This is a genomic window from Ruegeria sp. BF10 (genome assembly GCF_056538725.1).
Genome location: NZ_JBQFTR010000008.1, coordinates 15,913 through 38,127, shown reverse-complemented (window position 1 = coordinate 38,127; position 22,215 = coordinate 15,913). Strand labels below are relative to the sequence as shown.

General features: G+C 58.0%; 17 protein-coding genes. 11 read left to right on the top strand and 6 right to left on the bottom strand.

The window, feature by feature from the left end; all coding sequences use genetic code 11:
• Nucleotides 1–49: 49 nt before the first annotated feature.
• The 6 genes from ACR0DJ_RS19240 to ACR0DJ_RS19215 all read left to right on the top strand — a co-directional run bounded on the left by ACR0DJ_RS19240 (nucleotide 50) and on the right by ACR0DJ_RS19215 (nucleotide 9,433).
• A complete protein-coding gene (locus ACR0DJ_RS19240) occupies nucleotides 50–2,503 on the top strand; it encodes a tetratricopeptide repeat protein (protein WP_480686049.1) in 2,454 nt (817 codons plus the stop codon).
• 105 nt (nucleotides 2,504–2,608) lie between these two features.
• The gene (locus ACR0DJ_RS19235; RefSeq protein ID WP_170346999.1) at nucleotides 2,609–3,220 is read left to right on the top strand and encodes a polysaccharide biosynthesis/export family protein; all 612 of its coding nucleotides are present in this window, start codon (nucleotides 2,609–2,611) and stop codon (nucleotides 3,218–3,220) included.
• Nucleotides 3,221–3,376: 156 nt separating this feature from the next.
• Nucleotides 3,377–4,810, top strand: a complete 1,434-nt coding sequence (locus ACR0DJ_RS19230; protein ID WP_170346997.1) for a hypothetical protein — start codon at nucleotides 3,377–3,379, stop codon at nucleotides 4,808–4,810.
• A gap of 201 nt (nucleotides 4,811–5,011) precedes the next feature.
• Entirely contained in the window at nucleotides 5,012–6,562 is a 1,551-nt protein-coding gene (gene xrtD / locus ACR0DJ_RS19225; RefSeq protein WP_480686048.1) for a VPLPA-CTERM-specific exosortase XrtD, read from the top strand.
• Nucleotides 6,563–6,740: 178 nt separating this feature from the next.
• On the top strand, nucleotides 6,741–8,288 hold the full coding sequence (locus ACR0DJ_RS19220) for a hypothetical protein (RefSeq protein WP_480686047.1): 1,548 nt from the start codon (nucleotides 6,741–6,743) through the stop codon (nucleotides 8,286–8,288).
• A 44-nt stretch (nucleotides 8,289–8,332) separates the two neighbouring features.
• Nucleotides 8,333–9,433, top strand: coding sequence for an acyltransferase family protein (locus tag ACR0DJ_RS19215; protein WP_170346991.1), 1,101 nt, complete (start codon nucleotides 8,333–8,335; stop codon nucleotides 9,431–9,433).
• Between the two features lie 6 nt (nucleotides 9,434–9,439).
• On the opposite strand, the gene ACR0DJ_RS19210 is transcribed toward ACR0DJ_RS19215, so the two are convergent.
• Together ACR0DJ_RS19210 and ACR0DJ_RS19205 are read right to left on the bottom strand one after the other, a co-directional pair.
• Nucleotides 9,440–10,696 (bottom strand): glycosyltransferase family 4 protein, encoded by a 1,257-nt coding sequence (locus ACR0DJ_RS19210; protein WP_425080214.1) that lies wholly within the window; start codon nucleotides 10,694–10,696, stop codon nucleotides 9,440–9,442.
• Nucleotides 10,683–11,945, bottom strand: coding sequence for a nucleotide sugar dehydrogenase (locus ACR0DJ_RS19205; protein ID WP_170346987.1), 1,263 nt, complete (start codon nucleotides 11,943–11,945; stop codon nucleotides 10,683–10,685). Before ACR0DJ_RS19205 ends, ACR0DJ_RS19210 begins: the two co-directional genes overlap by 14 nt.
• Before the next feature lie 375 nt (nucleotides 11,946–12,320).
• On the opposite strand from ACR0DJ_RS19205, the gene ACR0DJ_RS19200 reads away from it, so the two are divergent.
• Entirely contained in the window at nucleotides 12,321–13,868 is a 1,548-nt protein-coding gene (locus tag ACR0DJ_RS19200) for an oligosaccharide flippase family protein (RefSeq protein WP_170346978.1), read from the top strand.
• Nucleotides 13,869–13,875: 7 nt separating this feature from the next.
• On the opposite strand, the gene ACR0DJ_RS19195 is transcribed toward ACR0DJ_RS19200, so the two are convergent.
• The 3 genes from ACR0DJ_RS19195 to ACR0DJ_RS19185 are packed head-to-tail and all read right to left on the bottom strand — an operon-like array spanning nucleotide 13,876 to nucleotide 16,733.
• Nucleotides 13,876–15,039 (bottom strand): DegT/DnrJ/EryC1/StrS family aminotransferase, encoded by a 1,164-nt coding sequence (locus tag ACR0DJ_RS19195; protein ID WP_480686045.1) that lies wholly within the window; start codon nucleotides 15,037–15,039, stop codon nucleotides 13,876–13,878.
• Between the two features lie 14 nt (nucleotides 15,040–15,053).
• On the bottom strand, nucleotides 15,054–15,686 hold the full coding sequence (locus tag ACR0DJ_RS19190) for a GNAT family N-acetyltransferase (RefSeq protein ID WP_170346974.1): 633 nt from the start codon (nucleotides 15,684–15,686) through the stop codon (nucleotides 15,054–15,056).
• 27 nt (nucleotides 15,687–15,713) lie between these two features.
• Nucleotides 15,714–16,733, bottom strand: a complete 1,020-nt coding sequence (locus ACR0DJ_RS19185) for a GNAT family N-acetyltransferase (RefSeq protein ID WP_480686044.1) — start codon at nucleotides 16,731–16,733, stop codon at nucleotides 15,714–15,716.
• Nucleotides 16,734–16,967: 234 nt separating this feature from the next.
• Between ACR0DJ_RS19185 and ACR0DJ_RS19180 the strand changes: the two genes are divergently transcribed.
• From ACR0DJ_RS19180 to ACR0DJ_RS19165, 4 genes are read left to right on the top strand one after another with little or no spacing between them, the layout of a single operon-like run.
• Nucleotides 16,968–17,927, top strand: a complete 960-nt coding sequence (locus ACR0DJ_RS19180; RefSeq protein WP_480686043.1) for a glycosyltransferase family 2 protein — start codon at nucleotides 16,968–16,970, stop codon at nucleotides 17,925–17,927.
• On the top strand, nucleotides 17,924–19,126 hold the full coding sequence (locus ACR0DJ_RS19175; protein WP_480686042.1) for a GNAT family N-acetyltransferase: 1,203 nt from the start codon (nucleotides 17,924–17,926) through the stop codon (nucleotides 19,124–19,126). Before ACR0DJ_RS19180 ends, ACR0DJ_RS19175 begins: the two co-directional genes overlap by 4 nt.
• A 7-nt stretch (nucleotides 19,127–19,133) precedes the next feature.
• Nucleotides 19,134–20,177 carry a lipid II:glycine glycyltransferase FemX gene (locus ACR0DJ_RS19170; protein ID WP_480686041.1) on the top strand — a complete coding sequence of 348 codons (1,044 nt, stop codon included), beginning with the start codon at nucleotides 19,134–19,136 and terminating at the stop codon, nucleotides 20,175–20,177.
• Complete coding sequence (locus ACR0DJ_RS19165; protein ID WP_425080208.1) at nucleotides 20,174–20,854, top strand: polysaccharide deacetylase family protein; 681 nt, start codon at nucleotides 20,174–20,176, stop codon at nucleotides 20,852–20,854. The genes ACR0DJ_RS19170 and ACR0DJ_RS19165 overlap by 4 nt, the downstream gene beginning before the upstream one ends.
• Here the strand turns inward: ACR0DJ_RS19165 and ACR0DJ_RS19160 are convergent.
• Nucleotides 20,851–22,209: an O-antigen ligase family protein gene (locus tag ACR0DJ_RS19160; protein ID WP_170346963.1), complete on the bottom strand. Its 1,359-nt coding sequence runs from the start codon at nucleotides 22,207–22,209 to the stop codon at nucleotides 20,851–20,853. The genes ACR0DJ_RS19165 and ACR0DJ_RS19160 overlap by 4 nt on opposite strands.
• Between the last annotated feature and the right edge of the window lie 6 nt (nucleotides 22,210–22,215).

The following is a 22,215-nucleotide window of genomic DNA, read 5'->3' as shown; positions in this document are numbered from 1 at the left end:
TTGGGATGGCTGTATCCTTGTTGCGCCCAGATCGTGTGGAAACCTATCCATGAACCAGTCCGTCTTTTCTCGTCTCCCGCGTCTTGCATCGCTTCTGTGCGCTGCGCTCCTGTTCCTGAGCGCCTGTGACACCGCTGAAGAGCGGGCCGAGAAACATTATCAGGCCGGGCTGGCCTTGCTGGAAGAGGGCGACGTCGAGCGCGCTCTGGTCGAATTCCGCAATGTCTTCAAACTGAACGGCCAGCACAAAGAGGCGCGCCTGACCTATGCCCGGCTTGAGCGTGATCGAGAGAACATCCCTGTCGCATTCGGCCAGTACCTGTTGTTGGTCGAACAATACCCGGACAATTTCGAAAGCCACTTCGCACTGGCCGAGATGGCATTTGACTTGGGCAACTGGGACGCTGTTCGCCGCCACGGTGCGATAGCCGCCGATCTGGAACCCGACAATATCGAGGTTGAGTCCATCAATAACAGCCTGGCCTATACCGACTCGATCCGTAACGGGGATGTGGCCAGAACGGATTCCATCATTCGGACCGCACGCGAAATGATCGACGAAAAACCCGATCTGATGAGCGCGCGGAAAATCGTGATCGACTGGCTTGTCCGCAACGAGCTCTGGGATGATGTGGTCGACGAGATTGATGCCGCACTGGCCGTAGTGCCGAAGCAGGACAATCTGTACGCGATCCGACTGCGTGCCCTACAGGCTCAGAACAAACACGAAGAGATAGCTTTGCAGCTCAAAAGCATGCTTCAGCTTTACCCCGAGGATGAGGGCGTCGAGGCGATGCTGGTTCAGCATTACATCGACTGGAACGAGCTGGATGCGGCTGAGGATATTCTGCGCGGGAAGATCGACCCCCAGGCCGAAGATCACATGCCAACTCAACGGCTTATTGCATTCCTGAACGACCATCGCGGTCCCGAAGCCGCCATCAACGAAATTGATGCAATCATCGCGCAGGACAGCACGAACGCCGCAAAGCTCCGCGCATGGCGGGCCACTTTGAAATTTCACAGCGGTGACACGCAAACCGCACTCGCTGAAATGCGCAATCTTCTGGCAGATGCAGAGCGAACCGCGCAAACCCGGGAAAACGAAGTAGAATTTGCCCGGATGCTGTTCAGCGAGGGAAAATCTGAAGAAGCTCGTGCTTTGGTCGAAAAGATCCTTGAAGAAGATCCGAAACAGGTGGGGGCGCTCAAGTTCAAGGCTGCCTGGCTGATTGAGGACAATCAGACCGGTGATGCGATTATCCTGCTGCGCGAAGCCCTGAGCCAGACCCCCCGCGATCCGCAATTGATGACCCTTATGGCCAATGCTCACGAGCGCAACGGCGATCGCGAACTGATGGGCGAAATGCTTGCTCTGGCTGCGGAGATGTCCCAGAACGCAGGAGCCGAGGCTGCGCGCTATGGTCAATATCTGCTGTCAAAAAATGACTTGGAAATCGCCCAGAGCGTGTTGCTGGATGCCTTGCGCAAAAGCCCGCAAAATCCGGACCTGCTGTCTCTGCTTGCCCAAACCTATATGCGCCAGCAGGACTGGGACCGCCTTGAAGCTGTTCTGAAGTCGCTCGAAGCGCTGACAGACCCAAACGCGCAACGCCTTTCGAACGAGCTCAGGGCATACATGCTGGCCTCCCAGAACCGCTCTGACGACCTGATGGAATTTCTCAACGAATTGGCCGCAGATCCTCAATTCGGTTTGCCCGCGGATATCGCGGTTATCCGACTGATGCTGGCACAGGACAAACACGAAGAAGCCTTTGCCCGGATCGATCAGAAACTTACGGAAACCCCGGATTCCCTGCCATTGCGCTTTGTAAAGGCGCGTGCGCTGGCGGAAGAAGGGAAACTTGACAAAGCCGAACAGATTTATCGCGCGATCATCGATGAGCGCCCTGACGTAACACGGGCATGGGTCGCGCTTCACATGCTGGAAACCGAGCGTGGCAATATCGAAAAAGCCCAGGATGTCCTGGCCGAGGCGCTGATTGCCCTGCCCGAAAATCCCGATCTGCTATTTGTGCAGGCAGCGTTTCACGAACAGGCCGGCGATATGGAGCAGGCCATTGCCGTTTACGAAAAGCTCTACCCCCTCAGTGGCCAGTCGATTTTGGTTGCCAACAACCTTGCCAGCCTGCTGACAACCCAGCGCAACGATGCCGAAAGCCTGCAACGTGCGCATGTCTTGGCGCAGCGTCTGCGGGGCACGCAAGAACCCGCCTTTCAAGATACCTATGGCTGGGTGGCGTATCAGGTCGGCAACTATGAAGAGGCTGTCCAGTACCTGGAATCTGCGGCACAGGTTTTCTCTGGGCATCCTCTTGTCCTGTACCATCTGGGCAAAACATACGCCGCCCTGGACCGGCACGAAGAAGCTTTGCGCAGTTTTCGTGCAGCGGAAGCGACCGGGGCAGCCTCGGCTGAGATTGCCTCATCCATTGAGGCCGAGATCGAACGGCTGGTCACGATGAACAACGCAGGTCAGTAGGCGCCGCCGCTGCATTTCTGCCGCATCTTGTATGTATCAGACTCCCTGCTGATTGTTTTGCAGCTTGTGGGAAGGCATAAGTAGGAAAAAGTGAGAGATTTGAATATGCGTACAGTCATCGGGTCCTTGACCGCACTTGTCATTACCATGATCGTGGCCACCGCATCATGGGCGCAATCCTATCAAATCCAACCGGGTGATGCGCTGCAGGTTGAAGTTCTCGAAGACCCCACCCTGAATCGGACCATCCTGGTTCTGCCGGACGGGTCCATCAACTTTCCGCTTGCCGGCTCGATCCGTGCGGCCGGCCAGTCGACCAGCGGATTGAGCGCGTCGCTTTCATCGGCGTTGGCCTCGAATTTCAATACGCCGCCGACAGTCTTTATTTCAGTGGCGTCGCTGGCTCCGCCGCCGCTTCTGGGCGGACAGGCCGCATCCGGACCAACCATCGATGTGTTCATCATGGGTGAGGTCAATGTGCCCGGCAAGCATCTGGCAACCGAAGGCACGACAATTCTTCAGGTTTTGGCTCAGGCCGGTGGTCTGACCAATTTCGCGGCTCGCAAGCGCATCGAATTGCGCCGGGCTGACAGTAAAACAGGCGTGATGAGAAAATATACCTATAACTACAAAGGCTCGGGCGGTGGCATCCAAGGCAATACAGTGCTTAGACCCGGAGACGTGGTTGTCGTACCAGCACGCCGCTTGTTCGAATAGGGGCTGATACAGGTGGGGAAATCCAGGAGCAGGCTGTCCACCATTCTGGGGGGTGGGATCGCTGTCATAAGTTCGTTTACACCAGCTGTCGGGCAGCAGGCCTCGACACAGCAAACGACTGCGCAGCAAACACAAACCTCGACACAGCAAACATCCGTGCAGCAGACAACCGTCGCATCGACGGTTGTGCAGCAGACACCCAGCCAGCAACTGATCGCACAACAGGCACAGCGAAATCCGGCCCGAAGGGTCGGCCTGCCGACCGGTCAGCAGATTGGGACCGGGACCGGCCTGAGTGTGACCCTGGATTATCTCTCGTCGCTCAGACATGACAGCAATCTTCGCCTGACCGATCCTTCGCTTGGGTCCACGACCTGGTGGGAGAATACGCTGGCCCTGGGTATTCTGAAACAGACCTCGGATTCGAGACTGGCTCTTGACCTTTCCGGGCTGTATCGGATCGCCAATGAGCCGATCATCGGGACGGATTCCAGTTTTGCGGACCCGACTGCCCGCCTGTCGTATCAGCGGTCGCGCCAGAACAGCCAGCTTGACCTGCTATTGGATTACCGCGAACAGGATCTGGCTTTTAATCGTTCACTGACCGACACCAATCTGGATGGCAGAATTGATGCCGCCGATGTGACCGGAACCATCGGGGATCAGGTCAACTCCCTGGGCAACCTGAATTGGCAAACCGGCCTGAATGATCCAATCGGGTTCCAATTCATCTACAGCTATAGCGAACGCACTTATACAAACACAATCGATCCGAACCTGTTCGACAACAAATCAAGCGATTACACGGCGATCACGACATTGCGGGTGTCACCGGTTTTCCAGGCCAACTTGCGTCTCGGCTACACTGATTTCTCGGCAGAAGACAACGTGCGAACCGATGAGCAAACGACGGTTGTGACAGTAGGGGGGACCTATGACATATCCCCTGTCACCACCGTCAGTGCGAATATCGGTTACAGTCAGGTGGATGACACCCAGCGCACAACCAATACCAACACCGTGACCGAGGATTTCGTCTGGGATTTCGCATGGAACAAAACCCTGCCAGACGGCTCGGCGGATTTTCAGATTGACCAGACATTCGGGGTCAATGGGTCACGGATAAACGCAACGGCCGGCCGCAGTTTTCAGCGCGCCAACGGACTATTCAGCTTCAACCTGGGCCTGACCAGAGGACCATTCGACGAAGTCACGCCGATCGGGCAGCTTGACTACAGCTACCAGCTGGCCAGTTCCCGGATCGGAGCAACGGTGCAACGCCGGGTCGGCACCAGTACGCAGAGCATAGAAACACGTGAAACACTGGTATTTCTGACATATGACTATTTCATCAACCCGGTATCGGGTCTGTCTTTCAGCGTCGATTACATCGACCAGGAAGACGAGGGAACCGGTCAACCCAACCCGCGCCAGCGCGGTACGTTCAGCGCGTCCTATACACGGGCGGTCACGAAAGACTGGGCTGTAAACGTGGGATACCAATATGAAATGGACGATCAGAACGGCTTTAAGGCAACTTCAAACTCGGTCTTTCTGACTTTGGGCCGACGCTTTTCTCTCAAACCCTGACGTTCATTCACGCGGTCCATGGTATCGACAATCAGGACAACCCGCGCTCAATGTCCCGAAAACGGATCAAAATAGCGGGAGCTTGGGCCGTCATAATTTCAGGCCACACCTTATTGTGCATGATGGACCGTGATGCATCACCTCGATTCGAAAAACAGCCGCAGTAATATCCTTGAAGCGGCCAGAAGAGGCTTGCCGGTCATGAACACCGTCGGGCTGTTCTGGTTTGTCCTGCTGCTGCTTGGGTCGATACCCGTCTTCTGGATCGGGATCGTGTCTCTGGGCGCCGCCTGGAGCACCCCCGAATACAGCCATGGCCCGCTGATCCCGATCATCTCGCTGTATCTGTTCCTGCGTGAACTGCGGGACATGCCACCACCCAACCCGGTTGTGCATGATCGCTGGCCGGGTGTGGCGGTGATTGCCGTGGCTCTGACCATCGCCATTCTGGGCAACCTGGCCCGTATTCCCGATATCGTCACCTATGCCATGATCGTCTGGACGGGCGGCGTCATGCTGACCGTGTTCGGCTGGCAGCGGGGCAAATACCATCAGTTGCCCGTGCTGCATCTGGTGTTCATGCTGCCCCTGCCGCAGTTCGTCTATTGGAAGCTCACGATCTTCCTGCAATGGATTTCGTCCGAGCTGGGCGTCTGGTTCGTGCAGATGGCCGGTGTTTCGGTTTTCATCGAAGGCAACATCATCGATCTGGGGGTCTACAAACTACAGGTGGCCGAGGCCTGTTCCGGGCTGCGCTATCTGTTCCCGATCCTGAGCTTCTCGTATCTCTTTGCCCTGCTTTACCGTGGCCCGATCTGGCACAAGGTGGTTCTGCTGGTCTCGGCCGCTCCGCTGACCGTGCTGATGAACTCGATCCGCATCGGTGTGATCGGCGTGCTGGTCAACCAGCATGGCATCGAGCAGGCTGAAGGCTTCATGCATTTCTTCGAAGGCTGGATCATCTTCCTGCTCTGCGTCGCCATTCTGTTCCTGATGGCCATCGGCTTGCAGCGCCTGGCGCCGAATCCGCAACCCTTTGCCGAGACCATTGATCTGGATACCCAGGGGCTGGGTTCTGTTGCCTTGCGTATCTTTGGCATTCGCGCATCGGTGGCGCTGGCGGTTGCGGCCCTTCTGACGCTTGCGGTTTCAACCGCCTGGACCCTGCGGCCCGCTTCCGAAGTGCGGCCTGTGGAACGTGACCCGTTTGTTCTCTATCCACGGCAGCTTGGCCCCTGGTCCGGGTCGCCCACCACGTTGGATCCACAGGTTGAACAGGTTCTGGGGGCCAGCGATTACCTCAATGCCACCTATATCAATACCGGATCGGGCGACTTCGTGAACATGTTCGTGGCCTTTTACGACAAGCAGACCGACGGCGACGGCATCCATTCGCCCGAAGTGTGCCTGCCGGTGGGCGGCTGGGAAATCTTCAGCCTTGAACCTTATGAGATCAACCCGGGCAACACGCCTTATGGCAGCTTTACGGTCAACCGCGCCGTGATCCAGAAAGAGCTGTCAAAACAGCTGGTCTATTACTGGTTCGAGCAGCGCGGCAAGCGTATGGTCAATGATTTCCGCGCCAAGATGAGCGTCATTCAGGACGGCTTCACCATGGGGCGCACCGATGGCGCTCTGGTCCGGTTTGTGACCCCCATCCTGCCCGGTGAAACCGAAGCGGATGCGGATGCAAGGTTGCAACGTTTCATGGAGCCAAGCCTGAACCGCCTGCCGCGGTTTGTACCGTTTTGAGGAAGGACCGGACAACACGCAATCAGAGCATTCCCCGCAACACCGTGTATCGTAAAACATGGCACGCCGATTCAAATGATTGCGGCACGGCAAAAAATGCAGGATGACGTGCTCCTGACAGTAAGGGATCAGGTTTTTAGTTTTTAAGTGTATGGTTAGAAATGTGCCCGCGGCAGAAATGAATATTGCTCCTCAAAGCCGTTCTTTGCGTCCAGTTTTGGCGCTGACCTTGTTGGTCAGCCTTGTTCCGCTCTGTGTGACGCCAATCCTTCCGTTGACGGATTTCTATGCCCATATCGCACGCTACTACATTCTGGCCAAACTGCCGGATTTTGACGTATTGCAGGAAAACTACGAAGCCGCCTGGCAACTGCTACCCAATCTCGGGTTGGACATTCTGGGCACAGGTATCATGCATGTGCTGCCCCCGCTTTTGGGTGCCAAGCTGATCGCCGGTCTGATCATTGCGGCCCCGTTCGCGGGTATTCTGTATCTGTCACGTGTTCTGCACGGGCACCTCCCGGTGCTCAGCGTGCTGCTGGCCGGTCTGGTCGCGTATAACCACATCCTGATCTGGGGGTTTTCGAATTTTCTGCTTGGGTTGGGGGTTCTGCTGGGCGCAACCGGCTATTGGATTGCGACACAGGACCGTCCCGTCCGGCAACTGGCTGTCACGGCCTGTCTGGGGCTGATCCTGTTTTTCATTCACGGGCTGGCCTTTGCGTTGTGGGGGCTGCTGCTGAGTATGGTCGAGCTGTCCCTCGCCCTATCATCGGGCAACACGGGCCCCCGTGTACTGATCCGCAGGGCCGCCCGACTCGCCCTGATCGCCGTTGCGCCGGCTTTATTGTTCATCCAGACAAAAACTGCGGGAGGCGGCGTCATCACGCCAGTGACCAACCTTCTGGCTCATGCCGAGCAAGGCACCTTATGGCGTCGGCTGGGTACCGAAGCCTATCTGAGAATGGATGGCATTCTGCGTGTTGCCGACTCGACATGGCGCAATTTCGACTGGGGCTTTGGCCTGGTTCTATGGGGCCTTTTGATCGGTGGCCTTTTGACCGGGATATTGCAGATCGACAGGCGTATGAAACTTGCCGCGGCGGTGTGCGGGGTGCTGGTCCTGCTCATGCCCCCGAACCTGTTCGGTGTCGGACATCTGAGCGAGCGTATTCCGCTTTTGATGTTGGCGCTTCTGGCGGCAAGCCTGTCCCTGAACCCCGACGCGAAACCGATATCACGCCGGGCTGCCGTTGCGTCGATCGCCGGGCTGCTTCTGGTGCGCAACCTGATGCTGACCGTAGGATGGTATCAGGATGGCAAGATCTACAGCGCATATCTTGATGCACTGAGCGGCCACGATACGCGTACCCTGGGGGCCGGGGTTTATATTGAAGACGCCCGGGATGCATGGGTCTTCAAGCCCAGTTGCAGGCCCCTGTCCTTTCTCATGATTTTCAACGGCACCGCCGTTCCAACCTTTGCCAACCCCACCCAACAACCGCTGCGCATCACCGGAGCGCTCACCCATGTGCAAAGCACAGTTCAGAAAATTGCGCTGGAGGCCAATCACACGCTGCCAGCGGCCTTGAATGCACTATCGAACGTAAAAGCCGATACAATCGTGACATGTTCCACGGAATCGTTTCCGCCACAGGTTCAGGGTTTCGAGATACTTGCAGCAACTGAACCGTGGATATTGTATCAAAGGATAACTTCCAAATAATTGCGGACCCATATGTTTATGTCACCAACCCAGAGGACTCGCGGATGAAAGACCAGGATGCGCATGCAACCTCGGGCAATCCTACGCACTGCTATATCGCGGACCGGGCAGACGGGCGGGACAACAATTTCAACCTGATCCGGATTCTTGCCGCCAGCGGCGTGCTTGTATCGCACGCCTATCCGCTCAGTTGGGGTGGCGCGGTTGGTCAACCGTTTGAAACTGCTCTTCACGGGCTGTCCTTGGGCATGGTGTGCGTATGGATCTTCTTCGCCATTTCAGGATTCTTCATCACACGCAGCTTCGATAGAAAACGATCTGCCAGTTCATTTCTGATCGCCCGCGCGCTGCGTCTGTTTCCGGCACTTGCGGTCGTGACAGGGATTACGCTCTTGGTTGCCGGGTTCATACTGACACAGGCCCCTGCATCCGTTTTCTGGGCGCAGGCCGGGGAATTTTTTGTGCGCAACATGCTGCTGTTCAAGATTCAATACGTGTTGCCCGGCGTGTTCGAATCCAACCCTTACGGCCCTGCAATCAACGGCTCACTCTGGTCGCTGTCTTACGAGGTCACCTGCTATATCGGTGTATTGATCTGCGGCATCCTCGGCATTCTGGGGCGGAAAAAAATCTTTGCTGTTGTTACCCTGCTGTTCCTGGTCGTCTATGCGGTGGCCATGGTGACCGACCTGAACCCGCGTATCGAGCAACTCACCCGGCTTGGACTCCCCTTTCTCACGGGGATGGTCTTTTATATCTGGCGCCAGCACATCCCGCTGTCCCCGATCCTGCTCATCACGGCAACGGCGCTGTCCATTGTGGCCTGGTTCACACCACTGTTTCTGCCGGTCTTTGCCGTCTGCCTGTCATATGTGGTGTTTTTCTTGGGCTACGCGAAATCGCCTCTGCTGCTGCATTACAACAAGCTGGGCGACTATTCCTACGGGGTCTACATTTATGCCTTTCCCATCCAGCAGTTGGTGGCGCAGGCCGGGGTCACCACCCCCATCGTCAACATGGTCATATCATTTCCACTAACAATGATCTGCGCGATGCTGTCATGGCATTTTGTTGAAGCCCCAGCCATGCAATTGCGGCACCGGAAGACTCCAAAACCCCTGGAGACCAAACAGGCTGCTGAATAGCCGACCCTACCCCTTCCAGATCCGCTGATACGCCGCGATCAGCGCGGGCACCTGATGCGGCCAGGCCATCTCGGATTCGACCCGGGCACGCCCATAGCGGCCCATGGCGGCGCGACGTTCGTCATCGGCCAGCAATTCGGTGATCTTGTCGGCCATATCCACCGGATCATTGGCCTTGGCATAAAGCGAGGCCTCCTGCGCCGAGAACCGCCCTTCGGTCACGTCGAACTGAACGATGGGTTTCTCGAAGGCCATGTATTCGAGGATCTTGTTCATGGTGGATTTGTCGTTCATCTCGTTCACCCGGTCCGGGTTCACGCAGACATCCGCGGTCGACAGGATCTCGAACAGGTCCTGATCCGGGGCACGGCCGGTGAAAGTGACGTAATCCGACAGGCCCATTTCAGCAGATTGTTCGCGCAGCTTGTCCAGGCTGGGGCCCCCGCCCACAAGGCAGAACTGGATGTCGTCGCGGCCCTGCACCTGTACCAGATGCGCCACGGATTCCAGCAGCAGGTCGATCCCTTCCTGATCGCCCATCACGCCGACATAGCCCACCATGTATTTCCGCCCGTTGCGCCAGGCCGGGTTCGGCGGCAGGTGCTGCAGCCGACTCAGATCAGGGCCGGACCGGACGATAAACACATCCTCGGGCGCCATGCCGCCGCGTTCGATGGCGATCTTGCGATAGCTTTCATTGGTGGCAATCGACACCCGGGCCGAGGCGAAGGTCAGCCGCTCGAACGTCTTCATCAGCTTCCAGAAAAAGCCGCGCTTGTCGAACTTGGCCTCGTAAAGCTCGGGGTTGATATCGTGGTGATCGAACAGATAGCGCACGCCAAACAGCTTGAACGGCAACGCCACCAGAAAGATCAGATCGGGCGGGTTGCAGCCATGGATGACGTGAAAGCCGCGGGTGAACTTGATCTTCAGCGCCAGCCAGCTTTCCCAGAACAGCGCCGCGCCGTATTCCAGCAGATACCCCAGCGCGCCACTGGCATCCAAAGGCAGCGGGTGGCGATAGACCTTGATCCCCTCGTCTTCCCAAACGCGTTCCTCATGGCCCTTGCCGGTGGGGCAGATGACCGAGACCAGCGCGCCTGCGGCGGCCAGCGTGCGCGCCTCCATCCAGACGCGGCGGTCGAAGGGGACGGGCAGGTTTTCCACCACGATCAGAACCTTGAGGCCCTTCAGGGGCTGGCTCTGGCGCAGCTCTTCGAATGAAATCGGCTGAACGGCGGGTACAGGGCTAGTCATATTCATAGGTTCTTACCACCTCTGCATCACCCAGGTTCAGATCATTCACGATCCGGTTTGACCCGACCACCAGATCCCAGGGTCCGGCCTCGGCCGTGGCGCGGTCCACCAGCAGGCTGCCCACGTTGGGCAGGTGGGTAAAGGCATAGCCCAGGTTCTGCCCCCGCAGATCGGCCGGTTTGATGGCCGGATCATAGACCGACAGCTGATAGCCCGCCTGCAACAGACGCCGGGCGATATCGACATTGGGGCTTTCGCGCAGATCGTCGGTTCCGGCCTTGAAGGCCAGCCCGGCCATCAGCACCCGGCCCCCATCGGGCAGCCGCGCCATGATGTCCTGCGCCTGATAGGTCTTATGCGCCTGATTGGTCTGCAACAGGCTGTCGATCAGATGCGTATGCGCACCCACCTCACCGGCGATGTGTTGCAACGCACGCACATCCTTGGGCAGGCAGGACCCCCCGAACGCCCCGCCCGGACGGGTATAATAGGCCGAGATGTTCAGCTTGGTGTCCGAGACGAAAATCTCGTGCATGGTTTTTGCCGACACGCCCATGCTGTGGCAGATCCGACCGACCTCATTGGCAAAAGCCACCTTGGTGGCGTGCCAGGTGTTGTCGACGAATTTGGTGATCTCGGCCTCTTCGAACGCGGTGTAGAACACCGGCGCGTCCAGGCCTTCGTGCATTTCGTCCATCACCGCCGAGCGATTGCCATCGGCCGTGCCGACAACGATCTTGGGCGGGTTGAAGAAATCATCCACCGCCGATGCCTCGCGCAGGAATTCGGGGTTATAGACGATCTCGATCGCCTGCCCCGTCCGATCGCCCAGATAGCTGTGAAAGATCGGCTCGATCAGTTGCCGCACCGTGCCCGGCCGGAAGGTGGATCGGTACGCTACGGTCAGCGGCCGCGCGCGGTCCGGTGACACGGCCTTGGCAATCTGTCGCGTCACCTCGGCCACGAAATTCATGTTGTGCGAGCCGTCAGTGGAACTGGGCGTGCCGACGCAAACGATGGCCAGGTCGACATCGGACAGGTCGGGGATTTCAACCGTTGCGCGGATCAGGTTCTTTGCAAGCGCCTCGGTCAGCAGCTCGGCCACCTTGGGTTCCTTGATCGGAGGCTGCCCGGCATTGATTTCCGAGACCTTGTCGGCATTCACATCGACGCCGACCACCTCATGCCCCTCACGGGTCAGACAGCATGCTGCCGTGAACCCCACATACCCCAGACCAAAAATCGCAATCTTCATACCATTACACCGTTTTGAACCCCGGCTTCCGGGCACTGGCCGCCGCCGGACACATATCAGGCATCACATACTTGACGCGCTTGCCCATGAGGAGCCTGATCTGAGACACTGGGCCAGAAATTCTCCTTGAAACAGCAGATAACTTTCGGACACTAGACCCGCAGGTATCACCGAGTATGAAACAACCTTCTGACATTGAAAGAAAATCATGTGAGTTCGACATAAAAAAGCGCGGTTTTCCTTGAGTAACAGCGACCCCGCCCAATTGCCAGAACGGCACTTCTCTATCCGGTTGGAATACTTGGGAGAGGAGATAAAAAGGAAACACTAAACCGTTATTCTGTTGTTTGTTTTGAATGTGGAAAGACAAAGCTGTTGAAGCCTTCGCCTAAATCCGAACCGACCGGTGCCGCAGTCCCGCGCGGCTCACCCCTTGTCGTCGGGGCCGCAGCACTGTTTGCGTCGGGTGTTTTCAGCCAGATTCTTGGTCTGCTGACGCTTATCGTCACTGCTCGCCTGCTGACCCCGACGGATTTCGGTGTAATCGCCTATTTCGTCATCGCAGTGGCCTTGCTTGAAATCGCGCAGCGGGCGATTTCCATGACCCTGATCCGGCAACCCGAGGTAACCGAAGCGCACCTCAATACGGTTTTCACGATGCAGCTTCTGCTAGGCACTTCCGCCGCTGGCCTGATCTGGATCAGTGCACCCCTGATGGGGTTTCTGGGCTTGCCTGCCCTGACCGAGCTGATACCCGCCTTATGCCTGATCGCCATCGTCAGTTCGCTCAAAAGCACACGGTTTCCCTTGCTGGAAAGGGATCTCAGGTTTGGATTCGTGGCTGGTGAAGAAGCCATCAGCCGCATCACATACACGTTGTTCGCAGTGTGCCTTGCCTGGTTCTGGCGCGATTTCTGGGCCATTGTCGCAGCCAATTTCCTGACCCAGGTCGCACGCGTTATCTGGTCTTTCTCCGTCGCACCGATGCGGCCCCGGCTGACGCTCAGATGCTGGCATGACTGCATCGACGTATCATCATGGTCACTGGGTGCACAGATCACGCAATTCCTGACGACCAACATGCCGCAAATCATTATCGGAGCCACGTTGGGGCTGGCGGATGCGGGTATTTTCAGAATCGGCTTTCGCCTTGTGTCACTGTTCACCAGCCAGGTCATCGGACCACTTGAGCGGGTGATCTATCCCGGGCTTGCCAGCATCTCCAGAGCTCAGGGCAACGACCGCGAAGCCTTTGAACAGGCCAATGCCATTCTGCTGGGCATCATCATTCCCGTCAGTGTCGGAATGGCGCTGGTCGCAAATCACCTGATCGTCGTGGTGGCCGGATATGAATGGCTGGCGGCCTCTCAGGTCATCTGGGTGCTCGCCCCGCTCAAGGCCATTGAAACGCTACAGGCCAATGTCCGTTCGGCAAGCTATGTACAGGGCGACACGAAACGGCTGTTCCTGCGCAACAGTATCCTGCTGGTCGTAACAACCATACTGGTGCTGCTGGGATCCAACTATGGATTTGTGGGCGCGATCCTCGGATCCGGCGCCGCCAGCCTGTTCGCGATCGGCCTGGCGCTGGTCATGGCCAAGGATTTTGGAACCGGGGGGCTTCTTACACCCATTCTCATGGCCTGGCGCACCTTCGCCGCGGCCATCGCAATGGTCACCGCGGTTCTCATCGTCAGCAGCGCCTATGGCAGTGGCGACGCAATCGGCTGGGCTTACGATTCAGCCGAAGACCTGCCGCTGCTGCGCATCCGCTTTGCCGTCAAAGTCATCGTCGGCGTGTTCACCTATATCGCGACCCATCTGTTGCTTTGGCAGCTGTCAGGGCGCCCAAAGGGATTTGAAAGCCTGACGCTCGAACTCGCATCGAAACTGCGCAACAGGATTGTCGCCAGGGTGTCCTGAGCCACACTCACCCCTGCAATGCCCGCGTCAGCTCCGAGACGATGTAATCGACATGCGCCTCGGAAAGATACTGGTGTAGCGGCAGTGACACCGCGTCATTCTTAAGCGCCATCGCTTCGGCCTGTCCGGTCCAGTCGAGATTACGGTTGAATCCCGCCCACCAAGGTGTTGCCCCGATCCCGCTGTGTTGCAAAGCCTGCACGATACGGTCGCGCTCCTCCACCAACACCGGCATGTTCAGCGGGCAGGTGTCGACCGTCAGCTCGGGCACAAGCATGCGCACACCCGCGACATCAGCCAGAAGTTCACGGTACCTTTCCCAGTTCGCCCGGCGCGTTGCAATGGCCTCGGATACGGAAAACGCCCGCAAGGGGCGGGCCGCAAACGCGCTCATACGGGTACTGCGCAGAGCCGGATCAAAGTAGTAATGGCTTGGAATATCTTCCAGTTCTCCCTCAGGGCACATGTCCACGGGTATTTGTCCGCCGCCCCGCAACGCCTGCACCAGCCCTTTCAGGCGCGCTGTACCAAGCACATTGCCCAGCCCGGCACGCAGCAGCATCTTGGTGACCATCTTGCGGGGGGGCGGGCGTGTAAACGGATGCTCAGCATGCAGATCCGGCGCATTGATCACCAAGGCGCCGCCGCCCAAAACCGGAACAAACTTGTAAAAACAGAAGACCGAGACGTCACCCACCCGGCCTTCGGCGGGGGTCTGACCACTCAGCAGGCTCAGCGCGCAATCCTCGATCAACCGCAACCCGTGCCGGTCACACAGCGCCCGCAGCTCGGTCAGTGAGGGTTGGATCGCGCCGAAGTAATGCGTCACGTAAATCGCCCGCGTGCGCTCCGTGATGAGCGGTGCAATACGATCCGGATCAGCCAGCAGATTGTCCGAGACAGGATACAGCCGGACCGAAAGACCCGCGTCGATCAGCGGGTCAACCTCTGAGCCGCAATTATAGGCTGGCACCAAAACCTCGTCCCCGGGCTGCAAGGCCAAAAGATCACAGGCGGCCCGGATCGCCACGCGGGTATTGAAACTCCAGAAAACCGGGCGATTCCGAAACAGGGCTGTATATCCGCCTGCCGGGTCCCGGCGAAACAGATTGGCAAACTGCATGGGCGGGTCGCCGCAATAAAGCGTGGTCTCATGTGTGTTGCTGCTCATGCCAACCCCGCATTTCAATACTGCCGCCAAGTCCGATGATGTGTCAGGCGGTATTCATTACAGTGCCCAACCGGTGAAAACCCCGTTTTCAGGATATTGAGCCTGGAAGGTAAATTGTAATCCCGGCAATTGGTATAAAACCCGTCGATTCCCGCGGATATTTTGCTGGCAACAATCGTGTTCCAAAGCCGACCCTGCAAATTCCTGCCGCGGTATTCTGGCAGGACATAAACATGCCAGAACAGCTCTTCCCTGTCGGTGAGGGGCACAAAGAAATCGCGGCTATGCGCGGCATCCCTAACCCAGGCCACCGCCTGGATGCGCCCCTCTTCCGTCAGCACCCAAAGCTGCCACCCGGCGTCCAGCCATTCCAGCATTCCCCAGTCATGCGCCGCCTCAGGGTCCGTCAGGCTGGCCAGCTCGTCACTGGTAAGGTCTTCGCGTGATCGGATTTCCCGCACCTGTTGCGCGTCCTGCCCGGCTTGTGAGTGGGCAGCGCAACTGGTCGCGCCCAGCCGGAACACCAGATGGCGCTTGCGCACTAAGCTGTCCATCAGGGCCAGCCAAAGCTGCCTGACAAGAACAACTGGTCCACGTCGCGCGGCCCCCCGGATCAGTTGCAATTTGCCTTTTTTAGCCAGATTCATACTTCGCCTTACCAATCGTTCAGGAACCTAACCCGCCGTTGCCCTCTTGAGCTTTTTCAGCTGCCCCCTGATCAGATCACGCGCATTTCCCGTCAGGTACACAGACCTGTTCAACACCTTTTCACGTGCCGAAATCCGCTGCACGACACGCGGATTGAATTCTGACTTGTACTTGTGGATGTTGAACTTCTTCTCACCCGAAACCGGTACGTGATAGCCCTCGACATCCAAGGTTCTACAGCCCTTGCCCTTGGCCCATCTCATGGCCTCCAACCACAAGGCCGGGGCGATACGCAGATTGCCCGCCGCCCGCAGATGATCCGGCTCGGTGGTGAAATGCCGGCCGTGCACAATGTCCCTGCTGCGATACACCAAAAGCCCGGCAAGAAAGGCCTCCTGCTGCCAGGCCATGATCACGGTGCCAATCTCATCGGGCCGCAATACATCTTCAAACATCGCCTCATAGGCGGGAAGGCTCAGCTCGGGCAGCCTGCGCGAGACGCGCAACCGGTTCATGCTCTCGAGAAAAATGCGGAACTCTTCCGGGGTTCGCGCGCTTCGGAACGTCACGCCCTGCCGTTCGGCGCGCCTGACCTCGCGACGGGCGCTTTTGGAAAACGCCGCCATGATCTCTTCGCTCGTGACCGATATGTCGACCCATCCGGTTTCACGAAACTGATCTTCCTCGGCCACGCGCCAACCCGCATGAGCCAGCGCGGCATCCAGTGTGTCGGCCTCTTCTTCGGTCCAGAACGGGGTGACAGTCAGGCTGCCAACCCTTGAAAGCTCAGGCTGCCTGCACAGCCCGTTCAGAAACGCCACCATGTCGGCGGCATCGTCGCAAACCGGGCCGCTCAGGCAATGGGCCCGGGACCAGGCACCGGGTAGATATGGGTGCGGTTCAAGCGAGATCAGGCCGACACCCACAAGCACACCCCCCCGGCGCGCCGAGGCATAAATCACCTTGCGATTCAACCTTTGTTCCGAATTCGTAAACAACGGAGATTGCCGCGGATGCTGGTGCCGGGCCGCATTCAGAAACGTCATCCATTCGGCATTCCGGTCTGCGGTCAGGGTTTCAGTGCATTCAATCGCAACACTATCTTGCCCTTCAAGTTCCTGCACAGCCAAACTAATACCTCAATATACCGGTTTATTCGCTCTGAATTTCACAGCTACTATTTAACAACAGCCGTCGCTTAATGACGTTGAGTGTATTCATAGATCAGAACAATGGCTAAACAATTTGAAAATGTAAGCGAGTAACGAGAACAGGGTTTCATGACTTCACCGTCACACGGCACGCAGAGCGAATGCGCTGTTTCCATTGTCATCGTGAACTGGAATACCCGGGACATTCTTCGGGACTGCCTGATATCCATTTCCCGACAGACCCGGAAGCCGCATGAGGTCATCGTCGTCGACAATGCATCAAGCGACGGATCCGCCGATCTTGTCCGTGACGAATTCCCTGATGTTCGGTTGATCGCCAATGACACGAACCGGGGATTTGCCGCGGCCAACAATCAGGGTCTGGAAATCGCACGGGGTGACAATCTGCTGTTGCTCAATCCCGATACCATCATTCTGGATGGTGCGATCGATACCATGCTGGGCTGGCTGGATCAGCACCCGGATGTCGGCTGCGCTGGATGTCAGGTCCTGGAAGATGAAACCACCATTCAGCGCACCTGTTTTGCCGACCCGGGTCCGGGGAACCTGGCGCTGATCGAGTTTGGGCTGCACCGCCTGTCTCGGGGCAATCCGCTTCTGGCCCGCGCCGAGTACGGAGACTGGGATCGGCGTTCGCAACGCGAGGTCGACGTCGTCTCGGGCATGTTCATGCTTGTGCCGCGTCGTGTCTTCGAGGCCGTGGGTCTTCTGGATGAGGCATTCTTCGTCTACTCGGAAGAGGCCGACTGGTGTCGTCGCATCCGTGATGCAGGCTGGAAATGCGTGTTCACCCCCGAAGCGCGCATCCTGCACCTTGAGGGAGGCGGCAAAAGCACCGCCCAGATCCGCTCGCGGATGTACGTACAGATGCAAAAAAGTAAGATGATCTACCTGCGCAAGCATTACGGCCTTTGGGGTGTGTTCCGAGGCCGGATGGTATTTGTGGGGTCATCCATATTGCGCTTTGTCATGTCGGTCACAAATCAGCGGGAAGAAGCTGCCGCGCGGCGGCGTCTGGCCCGGGCCTCGCTGCGCTATCACCTGACCAGCCAGGAGCCGACAGAGTGACCGACACAGACGTCCGGCTGACATTCAAATGGGTTGATGGGGTCAAAGGCCTTGAGCGCATGGCCGATGCGTGGGCCGCACTGGCCCGACGGACCGGCGCGGATATCTATGCCACTCCGGTCTGGGTCCTGACCTGGTGGGCTCATTTCGGGCGCGGTAAAACGCTCCGGACCCTTGTGGCATATGACGCTCAGGGGCAGTTGGTCGCCTTGCTGCCGTTCATGATCTATCCGGTTTGGCTGGGGCCTGTGAGGATCCGTATCGCCAAACTGGCCGCAACCGATCCCAACACGGTGATTTTCCAACTGGCCGCCACGGAAACCGCGCTAAAGAACAGCTGTACCGAGGCCCTGAACGGCCTTCTCGGCGATGGCCGGGCGCATCTGGTCAGTTTCACCCCTGCCTCGGAACACGGCACCATGCTGGCAGCCATCCGCGATGGGGTGGCACCGGAGCTGGCGCTGACCGACACGCCCGCTGGCACCCATACGGTTTTTGAACTGCCCGATACGTTTGAGGGCTATCTTGCCAACCTGTCCAAGAAACGGCGGGGGCAGTATCGACGGGATCTGAAACATCTACAGAATGACCACGGCCTGACAACACGGATGGTCCATCCTGATGCGCATCAGTTCGGGGATTTCGTCGACTTCCACAACCGGCAATGGCAGGAGGTTGGAAAAGGAGGCCATTTCGCGGATTGGCCTGGCAGCGCCGCCTTCTACAGCGATCTGGCAGATGCCACCTTGCAGGGGCAGGAAATCTGGTTTGTCAAACAGCGGGGCCGGGACGGCCCCCTTGCCACTCAATTCTGTCTGGTCGCGGGACAGACCTGCCATTGGCGATTGCCCGCCAGATCGACCGATCCGGAACTGGAACGCCTCAGCCTTGGCAAAATCGGCTTGGTTCAGATGATCGAACAGCTGATCGCCGCAGGCGTGACGCGGATCGAGGCCGGGATTGGCGCATATGGTTACAAGCTGGTCTATGGTGGTGAATCGGTGCCCACTCACCGCCTGATCGTCTCAAGGCGATCAGGAATATCCCCTGTCTTGCTGAAGCTCTGCCTTGGCTGGGCGCGTGTGTTGCACCTGGTCTATTACAGGCTCTGGTTCGGGCGGGTTGCACCCCGGCTGAGGGCCGTTATCCCGCTGAAAAACAAATCGCTGTGGTCCAGCTGGATCAAAACAAGGATATGAGGCGGATATGATCACAGATCAGCTCTCCGCACGGGTTCTGCCTGAAGAAAAGTGGCCCGCCCTCAGCGCGTCATTCCGCGACCTGACCCTTGAACACAGCCTGACCTATGCCCGCGCGGCGGCCCGACGGATCGGGGCAAAAGTACAGTTCCTGATGCTGACCACCCCGGATGGGCAGCCTGTTGCCGCTGCATGTCTGCGCATCAAACATGTTCCCGGCCTGCGGCGTGGCATTGCATGGCTTGCCGCCGGACCGCTGGTACAGCATGTCGAGCGGCCTGATCCCGATGCTGCAACACTGCGTGCCGTGCTGGCCGTACTGCGTACGTATGCTCAGGAGAGTGGGCATATCCTGCGCCTGCGGTTCCCGGCCACACCCTGGCATGATGTTGCATTGTTGGATCAGCTGGCCCGTAGCGAAGCGTTTTTGCCCACCGATCGATCCCCGACCTATCGAACCGTGGTCGTGGATTGTACCCAGGACGAAGACACGCTGATGCGTGCCCTGCACGGAAAATGGCGCAACCCCTTGCGCAATGCGCTGAAAGCCGGCCTTGATCTGGATATCGTGCCGATTGCACAGGCAGCCGACCGGTTTCATCCGATGTATACCGAGGTTCAAGCAGCCAAAGGCTTTCGGCCGGATATCCCGCCAGAATTCTATTATGCCCTTGAGGGGGCTGATTTTGCCCATGAGGTTCTGTTTGCCCGCAAGGACGGGGCCGACATTGCCGCGATGACGCTGGGACGGGCTGGGTCCAATGCCGTCTACCTGTTCGGGGCCACTCTGGACAGCGGACGGCGCCTGAATGCCGGGCATTATCTGATGTGGCATTCCATGCTGCGCTGTCGCGACCTGGGCCTGAAATATTTCGACCTGGGCGGGATAGACCCTGAAGCCAACCCTTCCGTCACACGTTACAAGCTGCGCACGGGCGGCACAGAGCTGCGCGCAGCGGGCCCGTACGAGTTCCGCCCTGCCGGCGCAAGCTCTGCCCTGATCAGCATCGCCGAAACCATTCACGCCCGCCTGAAGAAGCTGCGCTCATGACAAAGCCCATCGGTATCAACTTTCACGGCATCGGAACACCAAAACGCCCTCTGGAACCGGGCGAGGCCCCCTATTGGCTTTCGGTCGAGCAATTCGAACGGGTTCTGGACAGGATCGCCGCTGACCCTGATCCGAACCGGTTCACCATCACTTTCGATGACAGCAATCTTTCGGATCATGACATCGCCCTGCCAGCACTGTCGGCCCGGGGGCTTCGGGCACGGTTCTTTGTCCTGACCGGGCGGATCGGACAGGCCGGATCACTGGATGCAGACCACCTGCGTCGCTTGCAGGGTGCGGATATGACAATCGGCAGCCATGGGATTGACCATCTTGCCTGGCCGACACTGGATGACGCTGCTCTGGTCCGAGAACTCAGCGAATCCCGCGCGCAGTTGGAAATGATATGCGCACACCCGGTGACCGAGGCAGGCATCCCCTTTGGACGGTATGATGCTCGTGTTCTGCGCGCCCTGCGCATAGCCGGATACACGGCCGCCTGGTCAAGCGATGGCGGAACCTGGCAAAAGAACGCTTTCCTGCGCCCCCGAACATCCTTGCGCGCGGATATGACTGATCACCAGATACAAGCGGTCCTGTCTGGCAGGGTCGCGCCCTTACGCCGCCTTCGGCGCTGCTTGGGAATGGCCAGACGGCGCTGGACGACGACCGGCTAGCGGGTACGTGCAACGCGTCCGATAGACAGGTCTCCGGGCAGGGCCTTGGGAAACCGGGTATACCGCATCTTTCGCCCTCCTTCCTCGGCCTGGGCCTGGTCCCCATCCTGACCGGACCCGTCATCTGCATCCAGAAACCAGACCCCTGCCCCCAGCAGAAACATCAAAAAACAGAACGTGGCATCCCAAAGGTGGACGGTGACGGCCGACACGCAAAGGCCCAGCAGCGAAATCAGGTATCCGAGGCGCGCATCTGCCGTTGCCCCGGTCACGTTTCTGCTGCCCAATTGAAAGAACGTGACGATGACGGCCCCCACCAGCAGGAACAAGGCCGGAAAGCCATGCCGCAACGTGACCACAAGCCAGAAATTGTCGACGCTGCTCAGCAGCACCATCCAGTGGGGGCGGGTCCAGTCATGCAGGCCGATCCCGAATATCGGGTTCCGCAAAATATCGTCAGACGCAAAGTTGAATGTGTGGATTCGCGCCCATGCCGTGCCGGGGGTCAGCGTGAAATGGGTTGCAAAGATCTGGAACATACTCCGGTTCGAACCGATCTCGGCAATGAAATACAGGATGCCAAATATGCTCAGCAGAACTTTCCATTTGCTTTTGAGGAACTGAAAAACCCAATTCCATCCCATGAGCGCCAACTGAATGACGACATTCAGAAACGCACCCGATGAAAGGGAAAAGAACACCGCTCCCCCTACTACCGAGGTCAGGCCAACCTTCTTGAAGAACGATTTATGCCATCCCAGCACATACCAGGTCAGCGCGAAGGCCGGCGCACAGAACACGCCGAACAGGATGGGATGCGGCATCGTTGTCTGCGCCCGCAGCAATCCAAGCCGAGGTTCGAAAATCCATTTCTGATAGACGCTTAGAACCTTGCCGAACAGGTTCAACAGCGGGGTCTTGCCCGTAAAGGATTCGAACAGGGCAAAGGGCAGCAGAATAAGGATGAGCAGGAACAGGCATTTCACGAAATACCGAAACGATTCCAGGTTGCGGATATAGGTGCGGGCAATGAAATAGGGCGCCAGGGTTTCGATCATGAACATCCCGATGAACTGCCACATCGACGCCAAACCGTGATTGACGGAAAAAGACAGGGCCGACCAGAAGCTGAATGATATCACCAAAATATCAATCGGCCTGATCTTTCCAGCCTTGCCGCTCAGCCATCCGATAATCGCAGGAAACATGAACAGCAGCAGGATCACCCGATACCCGCTGAGCTTGAGCCCCCCCAGGTGGAAATAGAACGGCATCGCAAAGGAGAAAATGAGCAAGGCAAGAACGATCGGCTTTGTCGCCGGGGCGCTGGCTTTCGCTGACAAAACGGCTGTCATCTAAAA